The organism is Chelatococcus caeni, from assembly GCF_014196925.1.
GTDB lineage: Bacteria > Pseudomonadota > Alphaproteobacteria > Rhizobiales > Beijerinckiaceae > Chelatococcus_A > Chelatococcus_A caeni.
Map to the genome: position 1 here is coordinate 259,590 of NZ_JACIEN010000005.1, position 18,871 is coordinate 278,460.

14 protein-coding genes are annotated in these 18,871 nt (G+C 65.2%); 8 read left to right on the top strand and 6 right to left on the bottom strand.

Annotated elements, in window-relative coordinates; genetic code table 11:
• The first annotated feature begins 1 nt into the window (after position 1).
• Positions 2 to 631 (top strand): histidine phosphatase family protein, encoded by a 630-nt coding sequence (locus GGR16_RS19505; RefSeq protein WP_183317696.1) that lies wholly within the window; start codon positions 2 to 4, stop codon positions 629 to 631.
• Here GGR16_RS19505 and GGR16_RS19510 read toward each other — a convergent pair whose 3' ends face one another.
• Both GGR16_RS19510 and GGR16_RS19515 read right to left on the bottom strand, forming a co-directional pair.
• Positions 632 to 1,453, bottom strand: a complete 822-nt coding sequence (locus tag GGR16_RS19510; RefSeq protein ID WP_183317697.1) for an ATP-binding cassette domain-containing protein — start codon at positions 1,451 to 1,453, stop codon at positions 632 to 634.
• 11 nt (positions 1,454 to 1,464) lie between these two features.
• Entirely contained in the window at positions 1,465 to 3,222 is a 1,758-nt protein-coding gene (locus GGR16_RS19515) for an ABC transporter ATP-binding protein (protein ID WP_183317698.1), read from the bottom strand.
• Positions 3,223 to 3,721: 499 nt separating this feature from the next.
• On the opposite strand from GGR16_RS19515, the gene GGR16_RS19520 reads away from it, so the two are divergent.
• The 3 genes from GGR16_RS19520 to GGR16_RS19530 all read left to right on the top strand — a co-directional run bounded on the left by GGR16_RS19520 (position 3,722) and on the right by GGR16_RS19530 (position 8,619).
• Positions 3,722 to 4,564: a phosphotransferase gene (locus GGR16_RS19520; protein WP_019403106.1), complete on the top strand. Its 843-nt coding sequence runs from the start codon at positions 3,722 to 3,724 to the stop codon at positions 4,562 to 4,564.
• A 757-nt stretch (positions 4,565 to 5,321) separates the two neighbouring features.
• Positions 5,322 to 7,109 carry a type I secretion system permease/ATPase gene (locus tag GGR16_RS19525; RefSeq protein ID WP_019403107.1) on the top strand — a complete coding sequence of 596 codons (1,788 nt, stop codon included), beginning with the start codon at positions 5,322 to 5,324 and terminating at the stop codon, positions 7,107 to 7,109.
• 13 nt (positions 7,110 to 7,122) lie between these two features.
• Positions 7,123 to 8,619, top strand: a complete 1,497-nt coding sequence (locus GGR16_RS19530) for an HlyD family type I secretion periplasmic adaptor subunit (RefSeq protein WP_245303254.1) — start codon at positions 7,123 to 7,125, stop codon at positions 8,617 to 8,619.
• Between the two features lie 687 nt (positions 8,620 to 9,306).
• Here GGR16_RS19530 and GGR16_RS19535 read toward each other — a convergent pair.
• Positions 9,307 to 10,509: an alpha-hydroxy acid oxidase gene (locus GGR16_RS19535; protein ID WP_082312681.1), complete on the bottom strand. Its 1,203-nt coding sequence runs from the start codon at positions 10,507 to 10,509 to the stop codon at positions 9,307 to 9,309.
• A gap of 355 nt (positions 10,510 to 10,864) precedes the next feature.
• Here GGR16_RS19535 and GGR16_RS19540 point away from each other — a divergent pair, with 355 nt between their 5' ends.
• From GGR16_RS19540 to GGR16_RS19555, 4 genes are all read left to right on the top strand, one after another.
• Complete coding sequence (locus tag GGR16_RS19540; RefSeq protein WP_019402613.1) at positions 10,865 to 11,971, top strand: GNAT family N-acetyltransferase; 1,107 nt, start codon at positions 10,865 to 10,867, stop codon at positions 11,969 to 11,971.
• Between the two features lie 59 nt (positions 11,972 to 12,030).
• Positions 12,031 to 12,873 (top strand): class I SAM-dependent methyltransferase, encoded by an 843-nt coding sequence (locus tag GGR16_RS19545; RefSeq protein WP_183317699.1) that lies wholly within the window; start codon positions 12,031 to 12,033, stop codon positions 12,871 to 12,873.
• 515 nt (positions 12,874 to 13,388) lie between these two features.
• On the top strand, positions 13,389 to 14,066 hold the full coding sequence (locus GGR16_RS19550) for an exopolysaccharide biosynthesis polyprenyl glycosylphosphotransferase (protein ID WP_245258903.1): 678 nt from the start codon (positions 13,389 to 13,391) through the stop codon (positions 14,064 to 14,066).
• Entirely contained in the window at positions 14,066 to 14,875 is an 810-nt protein-coding gene (locus GGR16_RS19555; RefSeq protein WP_156332919.1) for a WecB/TagA/CpsF family glycosyltransferase, read from the top strand. The genes GGR16_RS19550 and GGR16_RS19555 overlap by 1 nt, the downstream gene beginning before the upstream one ends.
• Positions 14,876 to 14,939: 64 nt before the next feature.
• Here the strand turns inward: GGR16_RS19555 and GGR16_RS19560 are convergent, their stop codons facing one another.
• The 3 genes from GGR16_RS19560 to GGR16_RS26085 all read right to left on the bottom strand — a co-directional run bounded on the left by GGR16_RS19560 (position 14,940) and on the right by GGR16_RS26085 (position 18,600).
• Positions 14,940 to 16,115 carry a glycoside hydrolase family 5 protein gene (locus tag GGR16_RS19560; RefSeq protein ID WP_183317700.1) on the bottom strand — a complete coding sequence of 392 codons (1,176 nt, stop codon included), beginning with the start codon at positions 16,113 to 16,115 and terminating at the stop codon, positions 14,940 to 14,942.
• 232 nt (positions 16,116 to 16,347) lie between these two features.
• Positions 16,348 to 17,307 carry an ATP-binding protein gene (locus GGR16_RS19565; RefSeq protein WP_183317701.1) on the bottom strand — a complete coding sequence of 320 codons (960 nt, stop codon included), beginning with the start codon at positions 17,305 to 17,307 and terminating at the stop codon, positions 16,348 to 16,350.
• A gap of 558 nt (positions 17,308 to 17,865) precedes the next feature.
• On the bottom strand, positions 17,866 to 18,600 hold the full coding sequence (locus GGR16_RS26085; RefSeq protein ID WP_019402607.1) for a LuxR C-terminal-related transcriptional regulator: 735 nt from the start codon (positions 18,598 to 18,600) through the stop codon (positions 17,866 to 17,868).
• Positions 18,601 to 18,871 lie beyond the last annotated feature (271 nt).

Sequence of the window (18,871 nt, forward strand, 5' to 3'; positions counted from 1 at the left end):
CATGCGACTGATCCTCGTGCGCCACGGCGAGACGGTGTGGAACGCCGAGCGCCGCCTGCAGGGCCACGCCGACGCCCCCTTGTCGGAGCGCGGCATCGCCCAGGCGCGGCGGGCGGCCGCCTTCTTCGCGGCGGAGCCGGCGCCCGGCCTCGCCGTCTCCTCCGACCTCGGCCGCGCGCGCCGCACGGCCGAGATCCTCGGCTTTCCCGACGCCGTGACGGATCCGCGCCTGCGCGAGATGGACCTCGGCGACTGGACGGGTCGCCATATTGCGGAGATCGAGGCCGAGGACCGGCACGCCTATCGCGACTGGCGGCTCGGCATCCATACGCCGCCCGGCGGCGAGACGTGGCAGGCGTTCCGCACGCGCGTCGGCGCGGCGATCGCGGACATCCTCGCCCGCGCGTCGGGCGATGCGGTCGTCGTAACGCACGAGGGCGTCGTGCGCGCCGCCTGCGATGTCCTGGTCGGGCTCGCGCCCGAAAGCCTCGCCCCACTCGTGCCGGGCGCCATCACCGTCTTCGCCGTGAACCGCGCCGTCTCGCCGGCCGCAGCGCGCCTCCTGACCTTCAACTACGTTTCATCGCCCGACGACCTGAAGATCCGCGGCCTCGACCACGCGCCGGTCTAGCTACCGCACGAAACCCATGGGCTCGCCGGTGTCGGGGTGGCGCATCACGCCCATGGCGATGCCGTAGATGGTCTCGAGCTGCGGCGGCGTCATGATCGCGTCCGGCGTGCCGCGGGCGAGCAGGCGGCCGCCGCGCAGGGCGACGATCTCGTCGCAGAAGCGCGCCGCCATGTTGACGTCGTGCAGCACCACGATGACGGCGAGGCCGCGCTCGTGGGCGAGGCGGCGCACCAGCGCCAGCACCTCGACCTGGTGGGCGACGTCGAGGGCGGAGATCGGCTCGTCGAGCAGCAGGCATTCGGTATCCTGCGCCACCAGCATGGCGAGCCAGGCGCGCTGGCGCTCGCCGCCGGACAGGGTGTCGACCAGCCGGTCGGCGAAGATCTCGACATCGGTGAGCGCCATCGCCTCGGCGACCTTCTCCCGGTCCGTGGCGGAGAAGCGCCCGAGCGCGCCGTGCCAGGGATAGCGGCCGAGCGCCACGAGCTCCTTCACCAGCATGCCCGTGGCGGGCGGCGTCTGCTGCGGCAGATAGCCGACCTTGCGGGCGAAGTCCCGGTCGCCCCATTTCGGCAGCGGCCGGCCGGCGAAGCGCACGGTGCCGGCCGACGGCTGCTGCTGGCGCGCCAGCAGCTTGACCAGCGTCGACTTGCCGGAGCCGTTGTGGCCGATGAGGCCGACAACGCGCTTGGCCGGCAAAGTCAGCGACAGCGGCCCGAGCAGGGTGCGCTCTGGCAGCGCGAAGGCGACGTCGTCGAGCGCGAAGAGCGGGCCGGTCGTGCCGGATGCGGCTTCGGTCGGGCGGGTCAGGAGGTCGAGCATCGGGAGCCTCGTCAGGTGCCGACGGTGAGCGGGAGGAGGTCGGCGGCGGCCGCCGGCTGCATGGCCTGGGCCTCGTGCAGCCGGCGATAGACGCCGCGCGCGGCGAGAAGCTCGTCATGCCGCCCCTGCTCGGCGATGCCGTCCTCGGTGATGACGACGATGCGGTCGGCATGGCGAATGGTGGCGAGGCGATGGGCGATGACGAGCGTCGTGCGTCCCTCCGCCAATTCGTTCAGCGACTGCTGGATCGAGCGTTCGGTCGCGGTGTCGAGCGCCGAGGTCGCCTCGTCGAGGATGAGGATGGGCGGGTTCTTCAGGAAGATGCGGGCGATGGCGAGCCGCTGCTTCTGGCCGCCCGACAGCTTGACGCCGCGTTCGCCGACGACGGTGTCGAGCCCGTCCGGCAGGCTGTCGATGAGCGGGCCGAGGCGGGCGCGCTCGGCCGCGGCGCGGATCTCGTCCTCGCTCGCCTCGAGCCGCCCGTAGGCGATGTTGTCGCGGATGGTGCCGCCGAACAGGAAGACATCCTGCTGCACGATGCCGATCTGCCGGCGCAGCGAGGCGAGCGTCATGTTGCGGACGTCGATGCCGTCGATGGTGATGCGCCCGGCCGTCACCTCGTAGAACCGCGGCAAAAGCGAGATCAGCGTCGTCTTGCCGGCGCCCGAGGGGCCCACGAAGGCGACCGTCTCGCCCGCGGCGATGGCGAGGCTCGTGTCGCTGAGGATGGGGCGGGCCGGGTCGTAGCCGAAGCCGACGCCCTCGAAGCGGATGTCACCCCGGAGCGCCGGCGCCTCGATGGCGCCGGGCCGGTCGACGACGTCCGGCTCGGTCGCGAGCAGCGCCTGGTAGCGCTGGAAACCGGCGATGCCCTTGGGATAGGTCTCGATGACGGCGGCGATCTTGTCGAGCGGGCGGTAGAAGACGCCGACGAGGAGGAGGAAGCCCACGAAGCCGCCGATGGAGAGGCTGCCGCCGACGACGAACCACGTGCCCGCCAGCATGACGAGGATCTGCACCAGGCGCATGCCGACATAGTTGAGCGCCTGGCTCGCCGCCATGATGCGGTAGGCCTCGAGCTTCGTCTGCCGGTAGAGGCGGTTGTCGCGCGCGAACAGGCGCCGCTCGTGCTCCTCGTTGGCGAAGGCCTGCACCACGCGGATGCCGCCGATGTTCTCGACGATGCGGGCGTTGAAGGCGCCGACGCGCCCGTATTGCGCGCGCCAGTTGGTCGTCATGCGGCTGCCGTAGCGCGCGATGACCCAGCCGGTCATCGGCACGATGAGCGCCGTGATCAGCGCGAGCGGCACGTGCACGTAGAGCATCAGCGCGAAGGCGCCGATGAAGGTCATGAGCGCGATGAAGAGGTCCTCGGGCCCGTGGTGGGCCACCTCGCCGATCTCCTCGAGGTCCTTCGTCACCCGCGCCACGAGATGGCCGCTCTGCTCGTTGTCGTAGAAGCGGAAGGAGAGCTTCTGCAGATGGTCGAAGGCCCGGCGCCGCATCTCCGTCTCGATGTTGATGCCGAGCACGTGACCCCAGTAGGTGACGACCGCCATGAGGCCGGTATTGGCGAGATAGACTGCCGTAAGGCCTGCCGCCGCGAGCAGGATCAGCGGCCAGTCGCCGCCCGGCAGCAGCACGTCGACGAAGGCCTTCACCGCCATCGGGAAGCCGAGCTCGAGCAGCCCGGACAGGACGGCGCAGCCGAAGTCGAGGAAGAACAGCGCCCGGTGGGGGCGGTAGTAGGCGATGAAGGCTTTCAGCATGACGGTCCGGTGGTCGCCAGCGCCCCGCCATCGGGCGACGATGGATTGCCCGAGCGCCGGGGCGTCGAAATCCGGCGGACGGCACCGTCGAATACGCCCGCAAAAGGGGGTTGTGCAATGGGCAAGGCGTGAGGAACGGGCATTGTGCGACCGATTTGCGGCATCTGTTGCGTTTCGGGATCGCTTTCCGGCCGCCTGCCGTCTCCGGAGGCCGTGGCAGTGCGCCGGAGGGTTGCAGGCGTCCGGCCTCTCGTGGCGTTTGCGAGTCCAGCAGCAGTAACGTTGAGTGTTCGCTGGGACCGCTTATCTTGGCGAGATGATTTCATCTCAGGCAATGGAGTTCGCGCTCGATACAATTCGCACCGTGGCGGGCGAATTGCCGGCGGAAGCAGCCGTCGAGTGCCGTCGATTCCCGGGTGGATTGGAATCCTCCCGGGTTGGCGAAGTAACCGTCAGGTTCTGCGATCGGCATGGCCGACCGAGACTGCTCCGCACGGTCTTGAAGGAGCTCGACGGCTGGATGGTGCGCGAAGCCTCGATTTACCGGAACCTGGCAACCAAATACGCGCGCGAGCTGTCGCCGCAGCTGCTGGGCGTCATGCATCCTGAACCGGGCAAGGTGTTTCTGTGCATCGAAGCGATACGACGCGCGAAGGCCTGGCCCTGGCAGGATGTGGAACTTGCCGGGGACCTTCTTCGGTGGCTTGCGCGGTTCCATCTCGAGGCAAAGCAGGCACACATCGCGGTGCCGTGTTGGGACTTCGAGGCGCGTCTCGAGGAAATGGCGTATCTGACACAGGCGGCGGTCGCGGGCTGCCGGAAGGATCCGGACCTGCAGCCGCTCGCCCGGAGCCTGCCCGCGATCCGACGGTTGATACTGCAGCAGAAACGGCTGCGCGAGCAGCTCTGCGGCGAGGCGCCGTTCGGGGAGGGCCCCATCCACGGCGATGTTCATTCGGGCAACGTGCTCATCCGCCATCGGCAATCGCGCTTGAGCCCCATCCTGCTGGACTGGGGACGAGCCCGGGTCGGTTCGCCGATCGAAGACATCAGCTCGTGGCTGCAATCCCTCGGCTGCTATGAATGGGAAGCGAAGCGGCGCCACGACAAGCTGCTTTGTGATTATCTTTCGGAAATCGGCCAGGAGCGGAAGATCACCTCAAGCCTTCGTGCAGCCTACTGGGTTGCGGGCGCCCGAAACGCCCTTGCCGGTGCGCTGCTCCACTTCATATGTGCTGTCAAGGACGAGAAACGGAACAAGCGCGAGCGTGCCGAAGCCTTCCGCGCAGCACAGAACTGGACCCGTGTGATCCTCCGCGCGGACGCCTATTCGCGCGCCTAGCTTTCAGCTGCCGCAGCGATTGCGTACGGGTTGACCGCGCCGGCGAGCCGGAGCCTGGCGACGACCATCTCGCTTGCTGCGTTGGGCCTGAGGATCTCGACCTCCGGTGCAGCGCGGCGGAATGTGCGCGGCAACGCTCGAAATGCCGCCCGGCTGCTGGGCTCACCGCCCATGCGGTCATGGAAAAACAAGCAGAAAAACAGGCTATTTCAGGAGTCATATTGTCGCCATAAAACCCGTCAAATTGTAATTAATCAGCATGAACTGCTGGTTGCAATTACCAAACGCAACAATGGTCTAGGTTGCTTTCGGGCAATTCAAGGCTGTTCTCGGCATGAGAATGTTGTCCTCTCCCCATGCGTAAGACGAATGGTGAAGGCGGCAATGGCAATACATGCCGGTGCGGTTTCGATTGAACGGAATACAGGCCGGCTTATTCCGTCTCCATCAGCGGAGGAGATCCCGTGACACTCCCGGCAATTCACGATGACGTCGATCAGTAGCATGTGGTCGCTTCGGGCCACGACCCCCAGCCTTGCCACTGCCGGCACGCCCGCCGGCCAATAAACGCTCCCGCCGCGGAACAGCCGCGTCCGAGGCGAGAGAGCCATCATCCCATTCGCCGGAAGGGGCCGCTCGCCCCAACAACGGCAGCTCCGACATCCTTGCGCTGAACCGGCCCGCACCGCCGCTCGGGAGCGGAGCCTTGGCCGCGCCGCACGAGGAGCCGGACATGTTGCGGAACGTCTGACAGGTCATGCAAACCCGAGATCCCTCCGCGCTTGCGAGCGCCTTCCGGCAAATCCGCCCCGCCTTCGTCGCAGCGGGAACACTGTCGCTGTTCATGAACCTGCTCATGTTCGTGTCGCCGATCTACACCTTGCAGATCTATGATCGGGTGCTGACGAGCCGCAGCGGCATGACCCTGGTGATGATCTCCTGCATCGCGCTCGTCCTGCTCGTGAGTTTCGCGGCGCTGGAGCATTTCCGCAGCCGCATCCTGCTGCACGCCGGCGTCCAGTTCGACCGCCTCCTCGCCGGAGAAAGCTTCGAGGCAGCCCTGGCGTCGGCCTCGCAGACGCGAGGCGTCCATCACGTTCACATCCTGCGCGACCTCGACACGTTGCGCGACGTGTTCTCGGGGGGCATGGTCACGGCACTCATGGACGCGCCGTGGACGCCGATCTTTCTCGGCGTGTGCTTCCTTCTGCATCCGCTCATCGGCCTGGTGGCGCTGGTCGGCGGCCTCGCCATACTGGCCCTGGCCTTCGTGAACGAGCGCGTCACCAAGGCCTCCCTTGTGGCGGCATCCCTCAAGAACCACCAGGCGCTCGACCACCTGACCGCCACGTTGCGCAATGCCGACGCGATCCGCGGCCTCGGCATGGCACCCCAGGTGCGGGCTGCCTGGGCCGAAACGCGCGACGAGGCCCTGCACTTCGGTGTCAGAGCCGGAGAGCGCGGCGTGACGCTTCTCGCGATTTCCAAGTTCCTGCGCATGGCCATTCAGACGGGGGTCATGGGTGTCGGTGCCTATCTCGCCATTCGCCAGGAGATCTCGGGGGGCGTGCTCTTCGCCGCCTCGCTGATCATGGGGCGCGCGCTCGCCCCGATCGAGGGGATCGTCGGGCAGTGGCGCAGTTTCGTCGCTGCCCGCACGGCTCACGCGCGCCTCGAGAACACGCTCAAGTCCCAACCGGCCAGGAAAAAGCCGATGCAGTTGCCGCGCCCGACCGGCGCCATCTCGGTCGAGGGGCTCACCGTCGTGGCGCCCGGCGGCGCGACGCCGGTCGTCGCGGACGTGACGCTCAAGCTCGAGCCCGGCGAAGTCGTCGCCATCATCGGACCGACGGGATCAGGCAAGTCGTCGCTCGCCCGGGCTCTGGTCGGCGCCTGGTCGCCTGTCCACGGCTGCGTGCGACTGGACGGTAACGACCTGCGCCATTTCGATCCGGATCAACTCGGGCGGGCGCTCGGCTATCTGCCGCAGGACGTCGAACTTTTCGCCGGCTCCATCCGCGACAATATCGCCCGGTTCCGGGACGACGCGCCCGACGAGGCCGTGGTCGAGGCGGCCATGCTTGCCTCCACCCATGCCATGATCCAGCGGCTGCCCAAAGGCTACCAAACCGAGATCGGCGAGGATGGGGCCGGGCTCTCGGGCGGCCAGCGCCAGCGGATCGGCCTGGCGCGCGCCCTCTTCGGCAAGCCCGCCTTCGTCGTGCTGGACGAGCCCAACGCCAATCTCGACAGCGACGGCGACATGGCGCTCGCCCAGGCGATCCGCAATCTCCGCTCGGAGGGGGTGACGATCGCGATCGTCACCCACCGGCCGAATCTCCTCTCGATCGTGGACTGGATCATCCTCATGCACGAAGGCCGTGTCGCGCGCGTCGGCACGCGTGACGAGCTCCTGCCGTTGCTCCTCGGCCAGAATGTCGCTGCGGCGGGACCACGGCGCACGGCCGCGGGCGACAGCCCGGCCGTGCAGGACGAGCGGCCGCCGCTCGCCTCGCATCGGCCGGCCCAGGCTGCCGGACTGTGACGGGCGGATCGGCATGATCAGCAAGATGAAGCTGCTGTCGAAGATGTTTCGCCACCGCCTTGCGCAGGCTTTCGCCGGCCGTCCGAGGGGGGCATTCCCTGCCGACGCCCGGCTTGCCGCCATGGGAGCTGTTCTCGCTGTGGTGACGGCTCGGGCCGCCGGCGTGCTTGCGCGGCTGCAGGAGGCTTTCGAGCGGGACGATCAGGCCGGCAAGGGAAAGACCCTGATCGGCGACTGGCGCACGCCGGCCCGACGCGGGCTCGGCGTGGTGGTCCTCACCTTCGGCGTGCTCGGGGGATGGGCGTCCATCGCACAGATCGACAGCGGCGTGGTCGCATCGGGCTCCGTCGTCGTCGAGAGTGATCGCAAGGCCGTTCAGCACCTCGAAGGGGGGATCGTCAAGGACCTCCTCGTGACCAATGATGCCCACGTCGAGGAGGGGCAGGTGCTGATCCGTCTCGACGCGACCCAGGTCCGCGCCCAGGAGGACATGGCCCGCTCGGCCTTCTATTCGGCGCAGGCCGAGGAGGCGAGGCTCGAAGCCGAGGCCGAGGCTTTGGACGCGGTCAGCTTCCCGCCCGAACTCGTGCAGCAGATGGCGGATCCCGCGGCCCGGCGGGCGGCCGACGATGAACTGAGGCAGTTCAGGGAACACCGCTCCGCCCGCAAGATCCAGGTCTCGATCCTGGGGGAGCGGATCGCCCAGGCGAAGGGTCAGATCCGCGGGGCCGTCGCCCAGCGCGACGCTGCGCAGTCGCAGCTCGCCAGCGTCGACCGGGAATATGCGAAGCTGAAGCCGCTGGCCGAGAAGGGGCTGGTCCCGGTCTCCCGCGTTGCCACGCTCGAGCGCTCGAAGGCCGAACTGGAGGGGCGGGTCGGCAGCCTCGAAGCCGATATGGCCAGGCTGGAACGAACGATCGAGGAGGCGCGCCTGCAGATTGCCCAGGTCGAGCAGAAGACCGCCGAGGACGCTTCCGTCAAGCTGGCGGAGACGCGTGCCCGGCTCGCCGATGCCCGCGAGAAGCTGGGCGTGGCGGTCGACCGATCGAACCGTGTCAATGTGCGCGCGCCGAGGGCCGGGCGGGTTGTCGGGCTCAAAGTCCACACGATCGGTGCGGTCGTGCGGCCGAGCGACACTCTGATGGAAATCGTGCCGGACGACGACAGGTTGATCGTATCGGCGAAGATGTCGCCCCTCGACGTCAATCACGTGCATGTGGGGCTGCCGGCGGAGGTGCGGTTGCCGTCCTTCAAGGCGCGCACCACGCCGATCGCCATCGGCGAGGTGCGGTCCGTGGCGGCGGACGCGCTGCGCGACGAACTGACCGGTCAGACCTATTATGAACTCAAGGTCTCGGTGCAGGTTGCGCAATTTCCGGAGGACGTTCGCGAAAAGCTGAAGCCCGGCATGCCGGCCGACGTGCTCGTGGCCACGGGGGAACGGACGGTCTTCGCCTATCTCACCCAGCCGCTGATGGATGCGGTGCGTCGCGGCATGCGCGAAAATTGAGGTCGGCATCGGCGGGGGAGGCTCCGCTTCGGCCCTGACGCCGCGATGCCCTGCCGGGGGCTGGGCCGGCTGACTCGCCCTCGCCGGCGTAGCGGCAACGCTGCTGCGGCGGATCCTGGGGATCGGCAGGGCCGCGGGCGCTGTCTCCCGCCGGGCGGGCACCGTCGTCCTGCGGCTGGCTGTCCGTTCCATCGTGGAGACGGTTACGGAGGGCGAGCAATGCCGCCGCGATCGCCACCGCAAGGCTGCCTCCGATCGGAGCGCATACCAGCGCGGCAGGGAGCCCCCAAGGCCAGACGGCCACCATCGTGAGCACGCCTCCCAGGATGGCTACGAGCGTGAGGACGACGACCATGGGCGTGCGCTCTGATTGAACCGGCCGCCTCAGGAGAGCAGGGCTCGAGACCCGGAGCCATCTCGTCCGGATTGTCGGTATGCTGTGTGCTCCTGGCGGCGGGCCACCAATGTCATCCGGCGGCTCTTGTTATGCCACGGGGCCGGGTTCGGCAACCGCCTGTATGGCGGGATTTCGATCGGTACTGAAGGACCGCGGGATAGCTCAGGCCTTGCCGCAGTCCGGCCGCGCCTCATCGCCAGGATCGGGCGAAGCTCGGACTGGCGCTCGATGACGGCCTTCGAACGGCGTCGCGGCGGTGCATGACGTGAAACGCGACGGAAAGGACGGGGTCATCTCACCAGCGACAGGCTGGACAGGGGCGGGATCTTGTCGGCCGGCCGGTAGGTATCCGGCTGCCACAGGCAGTGGGGATCAAGCTGGTCAATGCGCGTGCACCCGATCTGGCCCAGGACGACGTCGATCTCATTCTGCAAGATGGCGATTGCCCGCGCCACGCCCGCAGTACCTGCTGTTGCCAGGCCGTAGAGCGCCGCCCGCCCGATGAAGACGAAGGATGCTCCGAGACAAAGCGCGGTGACGATGTCGGAGCCCCGTCGGATGCCGCCGTCGAGCATGACTGCGGCGCGATTGCCGACGGCCGCCTTGACAAAGGGCAGCACTTCAAGCGGCGGCGGGGCACGGTCGAGCTGGCGCCCGCCGTGGTTCGATACGATGATGCCGTCAGCGCCGAGCTCCACGGCGCGGATGGCGTCATCCGGGCTGATGATCCCCTTGAGAATGAGCGCGCGCGGCCACATCTTGCGGTACCGCTCGAATTCGCTCCATGTCTGCTTCGATCGTATCGGCGCGTATTCGCGGCCGAACATCGCATCGAGATCGCGCCGGGTGGCTCCGCGCGGCGCATAAGGGATTAGGTCCTCCAACTTTGGCTTCTTCCGAAGATAATCGGCAAGCCAGGCCGGGTGGCGAAGGGCCTCAAGGATGAGCCACGGGTTGGGATGCCCGGACGATCGGTTGCGCATGCTGCGCAATCTCAGGCCCTCGACCGGCAGATCCGCCGTGATCACCAGGGCCGTGGCTCCGGCATCGCTGGCCCTCTCGATGAGGCGCTCGACGATCGTGCGGTCGTTAGAGGGGTATGGCTGATACCAGAAATGCTCCGGCGCAGCTGCGGCGACGGTCTCCAGGCACGTCGTCGTCAATCCCGACAGGACATAGGGAATGTTCGCCGCATTGGCGGCCTTGGCCATCATCAGCGCGCCGTTGCGGCGGATGAGGCCCTGCATGCCTGTCGGTGTGAGCCCGAACGGGCTCGCATAGGTCCTGTCGAACAGGTGCGTCGCCTGATCACGATCCGACACGTCACGCATGTAACGGGGCAGGAACCGGTAGCGGCCGAAGCTCTCCAGGTTCGCGCGCAGAGCGGCCTCGTCCCCGGCACCTTCTTCGATCCAGTCGAAGATGATGCGCGGCAAGTGCCGCCTGGCCATGCGTCTCAAATCGTCGATTTCAAACGCCCGCGATAGGTTCATGAGACCGCCTTGGTCGATCGTGCTCGCGCAGGCATTGCTGCACTATCTACTCTGCGGCCGCCCAATCCCGCATAAAACGGGGCAGGAGTTGTATGGCCGCCTCCTAACGGGCTACCCCGCGGACGGATGACGACGTCGGCTTCCCGCCCCGGAGGTGACGTGTCGCTGCGTCGTCACGGTCCTTGGGAAGCGCGGCAGGGTGGCGGGGCCCATGGCCGGGAGCCGATGTCCGGCGCCGAAGCGCCGCTCCGGATGCGTTACCCCGATATTCCACGCAGGGGTATCCCGATCCTCCATGCGGCCGTGAATGGCTTGTCGCTAGCATGGCCGCCTCACAGCGAACCGTTGGCTGCCGATGACCATCACATCAGCCGTTGCCGATACCGCCGTGGCGGCCCGAGCCGCCCAGCGCCTGCAAGGATTGCACGTGCAAACGATGCAGTCGGAAGAAGCGGTCGCCGCGGTGGGCGACGCGTGGAAACGCCTGCAGCTCGCCCATGGGAAAGTGCCGTTTACCGACCCGGCGCTGATCGAGGCCTGGTGGCGCCTGCGGGGCAGAAAGAACGGCTACAGACTGCATGTCACGACCGTGACAAGAGATGGCAATCTCGTCGCCGTCGCGCCGCTCGCCGTATGCAGGCGCAACGGCGTGCGCGTCCTGCGCTGGGCGGGAGGTGAGCTGTTCGACTACTGCGACGTCCTGACGGCGGACGATAGCTTGAATGCCTTCCTGTGGGATAGCGTCCGCCGCGGTGGCGGCTACGACATTGCGCTGATCAAGACGGTTCATCGCGCCACACCGACCCATCGCTCGTTGTGCGCCATCGGCAGAAACATCAGGAGCAATACCATCTACGCCGTTCAGACGTGCGGCGCATTATCCGGTGGGGCGCCCGAAGATCGGGGGCCGCTTCCCGATATTGCAAAGCACATACGGCGCCTCGAGAAGGTGGAGAAGAAGCAGAATATCGAATTCGAAGTGGATACGGATCTCGCGCCGGCTGATGTGCTTGCGGCCTTGTTGCAGCAGAAGACAAACTGGACGACGCAACGCGGCGAGAAGGGACTGTTCAACGATCCGGAAGAGGCGGCGGGCGTCGTGCATGCGCTGGCCGCGGCCTTACGACAAATGGGTATCCTGCACCTTTCCTGGCTCCGATGTGGTGATCAGATCATCTCGGTTCACCTGGGCTGTGTATTCGGGGGGAAGCTATACTATTACATGCCGAGCTATGACGCGGCGTGGTCGAAATATTCTCCTGGTCGGCACCTGATGATCAGGCTCATCGATTGGGCTTCGTCCAACGGTTTGAAAGAAATGGATCTCCTGCGTGGAGATGAAGGATACAAGGCGCAGATGGCCAATATGCAATATGGAGTCGACGATTTCTCATTCGCAGGTTCCATATTTGGTAAAACAATTATTTATTTTGCAAATTTACTCCTGTCTAATCGGCGCTAGCTCGCACGGGAACGGCATTCGGGGCATGGCTGCTTCAGCTGAACATGTGGGGATGTCGCATGTGCACTCTATTGAGCAGGTCTGCCGGCCGGACAACCGACCCTAACCAGGCGGCCTATCGCGCCCGGAGCGTCGTATCCCGCTATCGCAGGGCGGAGGAACTGCAACCGGCGGAGGCCGAGGTCCTGGAAATGCTGCGCGATAGGATCAGCAACAAGCGGATACTGGACATCGGCGTGGGTGGAGGACGAACGACGCCATATCTGCTGGATATCAGCAGGGACTATATCGGCATCGACTATTCGCCGGAAATGGTGCGCATGTGCCGGGAGGCCTTTCCCGGCGTTTCATTTCAGCTGCGGGATGCGCGCTACATGGATGATTTCGAGGAGGGGTCGTTTGACTTTATACTGTTCAGCTTCAATGGCATCGATTATGTGGACCACGAATCCAGGTTAATGATACTCAGAAATTGCCATCGTCTCCTGTCAATCGATGGTTCATTTGCGTTTTCAACCCATAATCGCCGGGCCGATATCCGGAAGGCATGGGACATCACCCGGTTTCGCCGCGAGCGCTTCAGGAATCCCCTTGCGGCGGCGAAGACCCTCGCCGCCTATGTCGCTGGCATGACATTTCACATGGCGCGTGCCCGCCACGAGGAATTTCATCAGACATATGCAATCATCAACGATCAGGCGCATCTATTTCGGTTGATGACATACTACATTGCCATCGAAGATCAGATCACTCAGCTGCACTCCGTCGGGTTTGACCGTGTGCTTCCGTTCGGGATCGACGGGAAGGTCGTGCCCGAGGCTGATTACGAACATTGCCGAGACAGATGGATTTATTATCTTTGCCGTCGAGCGCTCCTGTCTCCTCCACATTCGGCGCATTGAATATTCGCCGCTCCAGAACCGGTTTACGGCGGTGCAGGGCCTGCGGGATGCCTGTGGCACGTCGGCGCTGCGGAGTGGCAGTCTCTCGCCGCGGGGGACAAGGGGAGCATGGCGGCCGACGCCTCGGCCGCTGCCAGGAGCGCCGCTCGCCTACACGGGCTTTCTGAAATCACGATCTCATGCGGCTCGGATCCGGTCGGGGTTTCTTCGACCGGCTCGGACGCTTGAACCACGGCTGTCCCCGGCCGTGTGGTCCGCCCCGGCCGGTCGCGTCGGAACGCCATCCAGCCTGGTTTCCATTGGTCTCGAACAGGTGCGGCACCTGTCTCGCTGCGGGCGCAGTGGGCCGATGGGGCACGAGATTTCAGGAAGTACCTCAAAAGGTTATTACGAGGAAATCACCATCAGTAGTAAGATTATGAAGTGTGGCCTGCGTGCAGAGGAGAAGAGAAGGAGCCCGGGAGAGAGGTGCGCTCTGTTCAACTGATCAGTTGAATCCATCTAGGGGGACGTCGATGTCGTGGAGCGTGTCGCGTGATCTGGATAGCAGGTCTTACTCGCCTGATTCCAAGATCCCTCATCGCATTCAGTTTGCACCGATGTGGTCGGATGCCGCCAAGCGCATCATCGACATCATTCTGTCGACCATCGGCCTGCTGCTGCTGATCCCCCTTTTCCTCGTCCTGGCGTGCGTCATCCGATGGGATTCCAGGGGCCCCATCATCTTCAGGCAGACGCGCAGGGGCCGGGGCGGACGGCCGTTCGAGATCCTGAAGTTCCGGACCATGACGGTGCTCGAGAACGGTGCAACGATCGAACAGGCAAAGCCGCAGGACCCCCGCATCACCCGTGTCGGCCGGCTGTTGCGCAAGACGAGCCTGGACGAGCTCCCGCAACTGATCAATGTCCTGCGGGGCGAGATGTCGCTCGTCGGGCCGCGCCCCCACGCGATCGCGCATGACGAATACTATGGGCGCCTGATCGAAGGCTATGACATTCGCCAGAGGGTCAAGCCGGGATTGACCGGTTGGGCGCAAATCAACGGTTCCCGCGGGCCGACACCGGAACTCAGCGACATGGCCCAGCGCGTCCGGCTGGATTCCTGGTATGTCGAGAACCGATCGCTGTCTCTCGACGTCATCATCATAACCAAAACGGTCCTCGGGGCAGCCTGGGGGCGAGGAGCGTTGTGATGTCTACGGCAAGGCTCGAGCCGGATGGCTCCGGACCACGCGTCCCCGTTCTGAATGTCGGCGGCATTCCCACTGCCTGCCTCACCAGAGCCGAACTGATCGGACGGATGATCGAGGATTGCTATGCTGCGCGACACGGCGCCGTGCTGCCAAAGCTCGTTTTCGCATCGAACGGCTCGGTGATCGCCCGCTATCACCGCGATCCCGATTTCCGTACCCTGATGGATCAGGCCGACATCATTGATGCCGATGGCATGCCGCTGGTTTTGGTCTCGCGCATGATGAGCACCGTCCCGCTCCCTGAGCGCATTGCGACGACGGACCTGATCCTCGATGCTTCGCGGGCGGCGGTATCGGCTGGACTGCGCTTCTTCTTTCTCGGCAGCCGCGCCGGCGACAACGAGCGGGCCATCGCCTATTTCAGGCAGGCCTTTCCGGGCCTGCAGCTGATCGGCGGCCGGGACGGATATTTTGCGAAGGAAGAGGAAGAAGACATCTGCGAGACGATCCGCTCCCAGGCTGTCGACGTGCTGTGGGTGGGTCTCGGCAGCCCCCTGCAGGAGAGTTTCGCCGTTCGCAACCGGACACGGCTGCAGGGTGTAGGCTGGATCCGCACCTGTGGCGGAATGCTCGATTTCTATTCCGGGCGGGCGCCGCGGGCTCCCTTCTGGATGCAGAGGATCGGCCTGGAGTGGCTGTTTCGTGCAGGTCAGGAGCCGCATCGCCTGGGCGCACGCTATCTCAAGACCAACATTCCGGCGCTCTACCACCTCTTCACCAAGACGGCGGGCATGCCAGTCTATCGGTGACGACCATACGCACCCCGAGCCGGGCACCGCGGCGGCGCTTCCCGCCCGGTCCGACCCCGACCCATCACGGAACGGGTGTGCTCCCGAGCGGCGCGGTCAGGGCGGGACCAACCACCGGGTCGATGGTCTCGCGGCTGCCGGTGCGACGCACGAAGCCGAAGCCATCGGCATATTCCCAATGGGTCCAGCCGATGCAGTACCGTTCGGCGGCAGTGCGGACCGCTCGGATCCACGCCGCCCGCGATTGCGGGTCGGCCCTGAACGAGAGCACGCCGAACTCATTGACGATGACCGGCCGCGCGTGCGACGCGGCCCAATCGGCCACCCCGGCGAAGATCCGGTCGATCGTCTGCGGCGTCCAGGGTTCACGGAACTGCTCCGACAAGCTCTCCGCCGCTTCGGACTGGCCCTGTTGCTGCAACCTGCGGATCAACGGCTCGATATCGGCGAGGCCGGCCGGGAACGGTATGCGGCCGACGCTCGGCGGCGGATCGCGCCCCCAGGTCTGTCCTTGATGCGTGAACGCCATCGGATCGTAGAAGTGAAATGCGTAGACGATGTTCGGGTCCGCCAGCGGGGTGAGCGCCTGCAGGGCCTCGTAGCGCTGGTAGAAGGCCGGCCCGTAGATGATGGTATGGTCCGGAGCGGCGCGCCGCACGATCGCGACGATCTGGGGGCCCTGCTCCAGCCAGATGGGGGAGGGAACGGACGGCTCGTTCAGGATCTCGAAGAAGATGCGATCCGGGGCGGTATTGGCATAGCGTGTTGCGAGCCGTTGCCAGACTTCTGCGAGAATGGCGAGCCCTTGGTCGGGCTCCGCCTGATGAAGCTCTTGGAACCGTTCCGCCGGGTGCATGTCGAGCGTCACGGCGTAGCCGAGCTGCAGCAGGATCTCGACGGCATGGTCGGTCTGCTGGAGCGACTGCGCAATCACCGCCGGGCCGCTGAACGCGGGAGAGAGCCTCTCGAGGAGCAGGGGCAGCCGGACATGAGTCAGTCCCATCGTGCGCAACTGCGCCAGCATTCGCTCGTCGGGAGCGCGGGGCGGCCATCGGTCCGTCCAGCCTGGCAGCGAGAAGCCGCGGGCGATAGCCCGCAGCCGCGCGACCGGGACGCCGGTCTGATCCTCATTGTTGCATGAGCTCGCGGCGGCCACCGCGGCGGTCGCCTTATCTTCCGCCGGAGCGGGAGAGGGAATGCCGGTGAGCGCCGCGGAAAGCAGCAAGATCACCAGCTTCATCAGCGGCCGGCGTTCGCGGATCGTCTTGGCGGATCGCGCGCTCAAAGCTTCCGGCGCCGCAAGGCAGGAGCAAGCACGGCCTGCCCGGCCATGGCAACGTGCAACGCCCGTCCTCAAGGCAGGCCTCACGTCTTCCCAGATGCTGCCTCGTGTCATGCGGGCCTACGATAGTCATCAGGAACCGGATTGATGCGCGGGCAGGACGGGTTCGAGAAAAAGCGGTCCGCTCTGTTCAGTCCGCCACGTTCGACAGTATTGCGGCCAAGCCCAGCCATGACAACTTCACCGACCGCACCGCGTGTTCATGCAGGAAGGATCCGAGCACCGGTGCGGGGTCCCTGAGAATGCTCATGATATCCCGGCTCGCGCTCTTGAGGGAATAGGCGTGGGAGGAGACCAGCTTCAGACCGGGACGGCTGAAGAGATCCCGGGCCGAGAGGTGGCGGCCTTCGGTGAGGCTCGTCGGCTGGTCTGCCGCGAGCCCCATCGCGGCAAGGCCAGCCGCAACGAAATCGAGGCCACAGTTCCGCCCGGCCTCGACACGCCGGAAGAAGCGCGGGTTGCACTCGAGGAACAGAAGCCGGCCCGACTGCGGGTCGAAACGCGCGTCGAAATTGGCAATCCCCGTGAACCTGGTGTGGGCGATGATGGCTCTCCCGGCTTCGAGCAAACCTGGAATATGCGCGAACTCGGTAGACCAGTGGCCATCACAATAGAAGCTCGCCCAGTTCTTGATCTCGCCATCCTGCGCGAAAACGCTGAGCCCGACGTCACGCCCGGCTATATACTCTTGGACGAGCAGCCCGTCGTGCAGGTATTCGGCCGCCGACGACAAGGCGGCGTTCAGCTCGGCTTCGCCGTGGACCACGTTCACGCCGTCACCTCCGGAGGCGCTGACGGGCTTCAGGACGCAGGGAAACGCGATCTTGGTGCGGATTTCGGCCGGTCGCAGCTCCGTCTGGCTGCGATAGAACAGCGTCGGCGGCGTCGGCACGCCGCACGCCGCGCAGATGTCGGCAAACTTCAGCTTATGATTGAGAATCTCGAGCGTCGGCAGGTCCGGCATCGGGAACACGGGAGCGCGGATGCGATCGCGTATCTCGGCCAGCAACTTCAAGCCTGGAACGGAGCTCGCGAGAACAACATCGACACCTTGGCGCCCGACCTCCGCATTGATGGCGTCTGCAACCATGTGCGGATCCTGGAACGCCTGTGAATGCGTCAGGAGCGTCCTGGTCCTGTAGCGGGAAAGACGGATTGCCGATCGCGGCTGACAAACGAGAAGTGTGCTGGAACCCAACGTGGCGAGACTGCGAAGCACGATGTACCCGAGATCGCCTGGGGGCGACAGAAGGACGACGCGGATATTTCTCGAGGACTCCATGGGTGGTGCCTCTACTCTACCAAACTCGATACGATCCAAGCATATGCTTCACGCGAGGAGCTCTCTTTCTTCTTAAGCTCTTGCATGATGATTGAACCTCTGCAAGGGCATGTTTCGCCACTTCTGTCGCCTTGCATAAGGTATTTCAAAGCTTTGGACCGGGGCAACTTCTTCTATGTATATTCCGTCGGTCTTAGGTGGTAGCCCTGTTTCGCGTAAGCAGGGGCTCGCCGCGCGGTTAGAACAGCACTGAACCCGCTCCCATCAGGTTGAATCCGCCTGATCCGATCCGGCCCCGGCAGCGGTTGCGAAGCTTTTGATGCCTCCGCCGGCCCGTGACAGGCCCCTCCCGGATGCGCCTTCCGCTCAGGCCAGCTGCCGATGCGGAACGGGCGGGGCTTCCTCGCGCAGCACTTCGGCGCCCCGATCCGGAATGCTGTTCGCCATCGCCCAGATGGCGGCCTGTGTCCGGTTGCGCACGCGAATCTTGCGAAGGATCGCCTTGACATGAACCTTGACGGTCGCCTCAGCGATATCGAGCTGGCGCGCGATGTGCTTGTTCGAATCTCCGTGCACCAGAGAGCGAAGGATGCTCACTTCCCGACCGGACAGATGCGGCCGGGTCGGATCGGCGCCGCTCGGCATGGCGGGATCGGCCTCCGGCAACGACACGTCACTGCCGTCGGGCTCGCTCTCCCACAGATTGAACAACATGGCCGCCGGAACCACGCTCATGTTCAGCATGATCAGCTCGAGAGACTTGATGATGGCCTCCGGAGACATGGTTTCGCAAAGATAGGCACTTGCACCATACTGAGCCAATTCGCGCATCCTGGTTGAATCGTGGCCCCTCGCCAATATAACGATGCGTGCGTCCGGGTGCTGCTGCTGCAGCTCGCCGAATACATTCGAAACATCTTCCGGTGCCGCGTCCGCGCTCACAATGATCAGCGTGGGGTGGTGCTTCGCCCTGAGGCGCAACTCACCGAGGGAGGCTACCGCCGCGATCACCTTGAACTGCGTTCCGTTCAGAAGCTTACAGAGGCCTGCGCGCAGAAGAACGTTGGGCTCCAAAACGACCGTCTCGATACTCGACATCATTGTCGGATCCTTTGAACTAGTCCGTAGTGCTATTCGCAAGCTTAAGGGGCCGCTGAGATATCTCTGGCTCGGGAATCTCCTTGGTATGACTGGCCGATATGTTGGCTAGAGCGCCAGGCTCCCGCCTGAAATCATCGAGCGTACCCACAACGGGGCGAGCAGCGATAATATACGGCAGCTGGTGTCCATATCCAGCAAAAGGGCGACGGGCCCACCTCGTCGGACTACTTCAGATGGATTATCCGAGTCTCCGATATTGAATGCCGCCCGT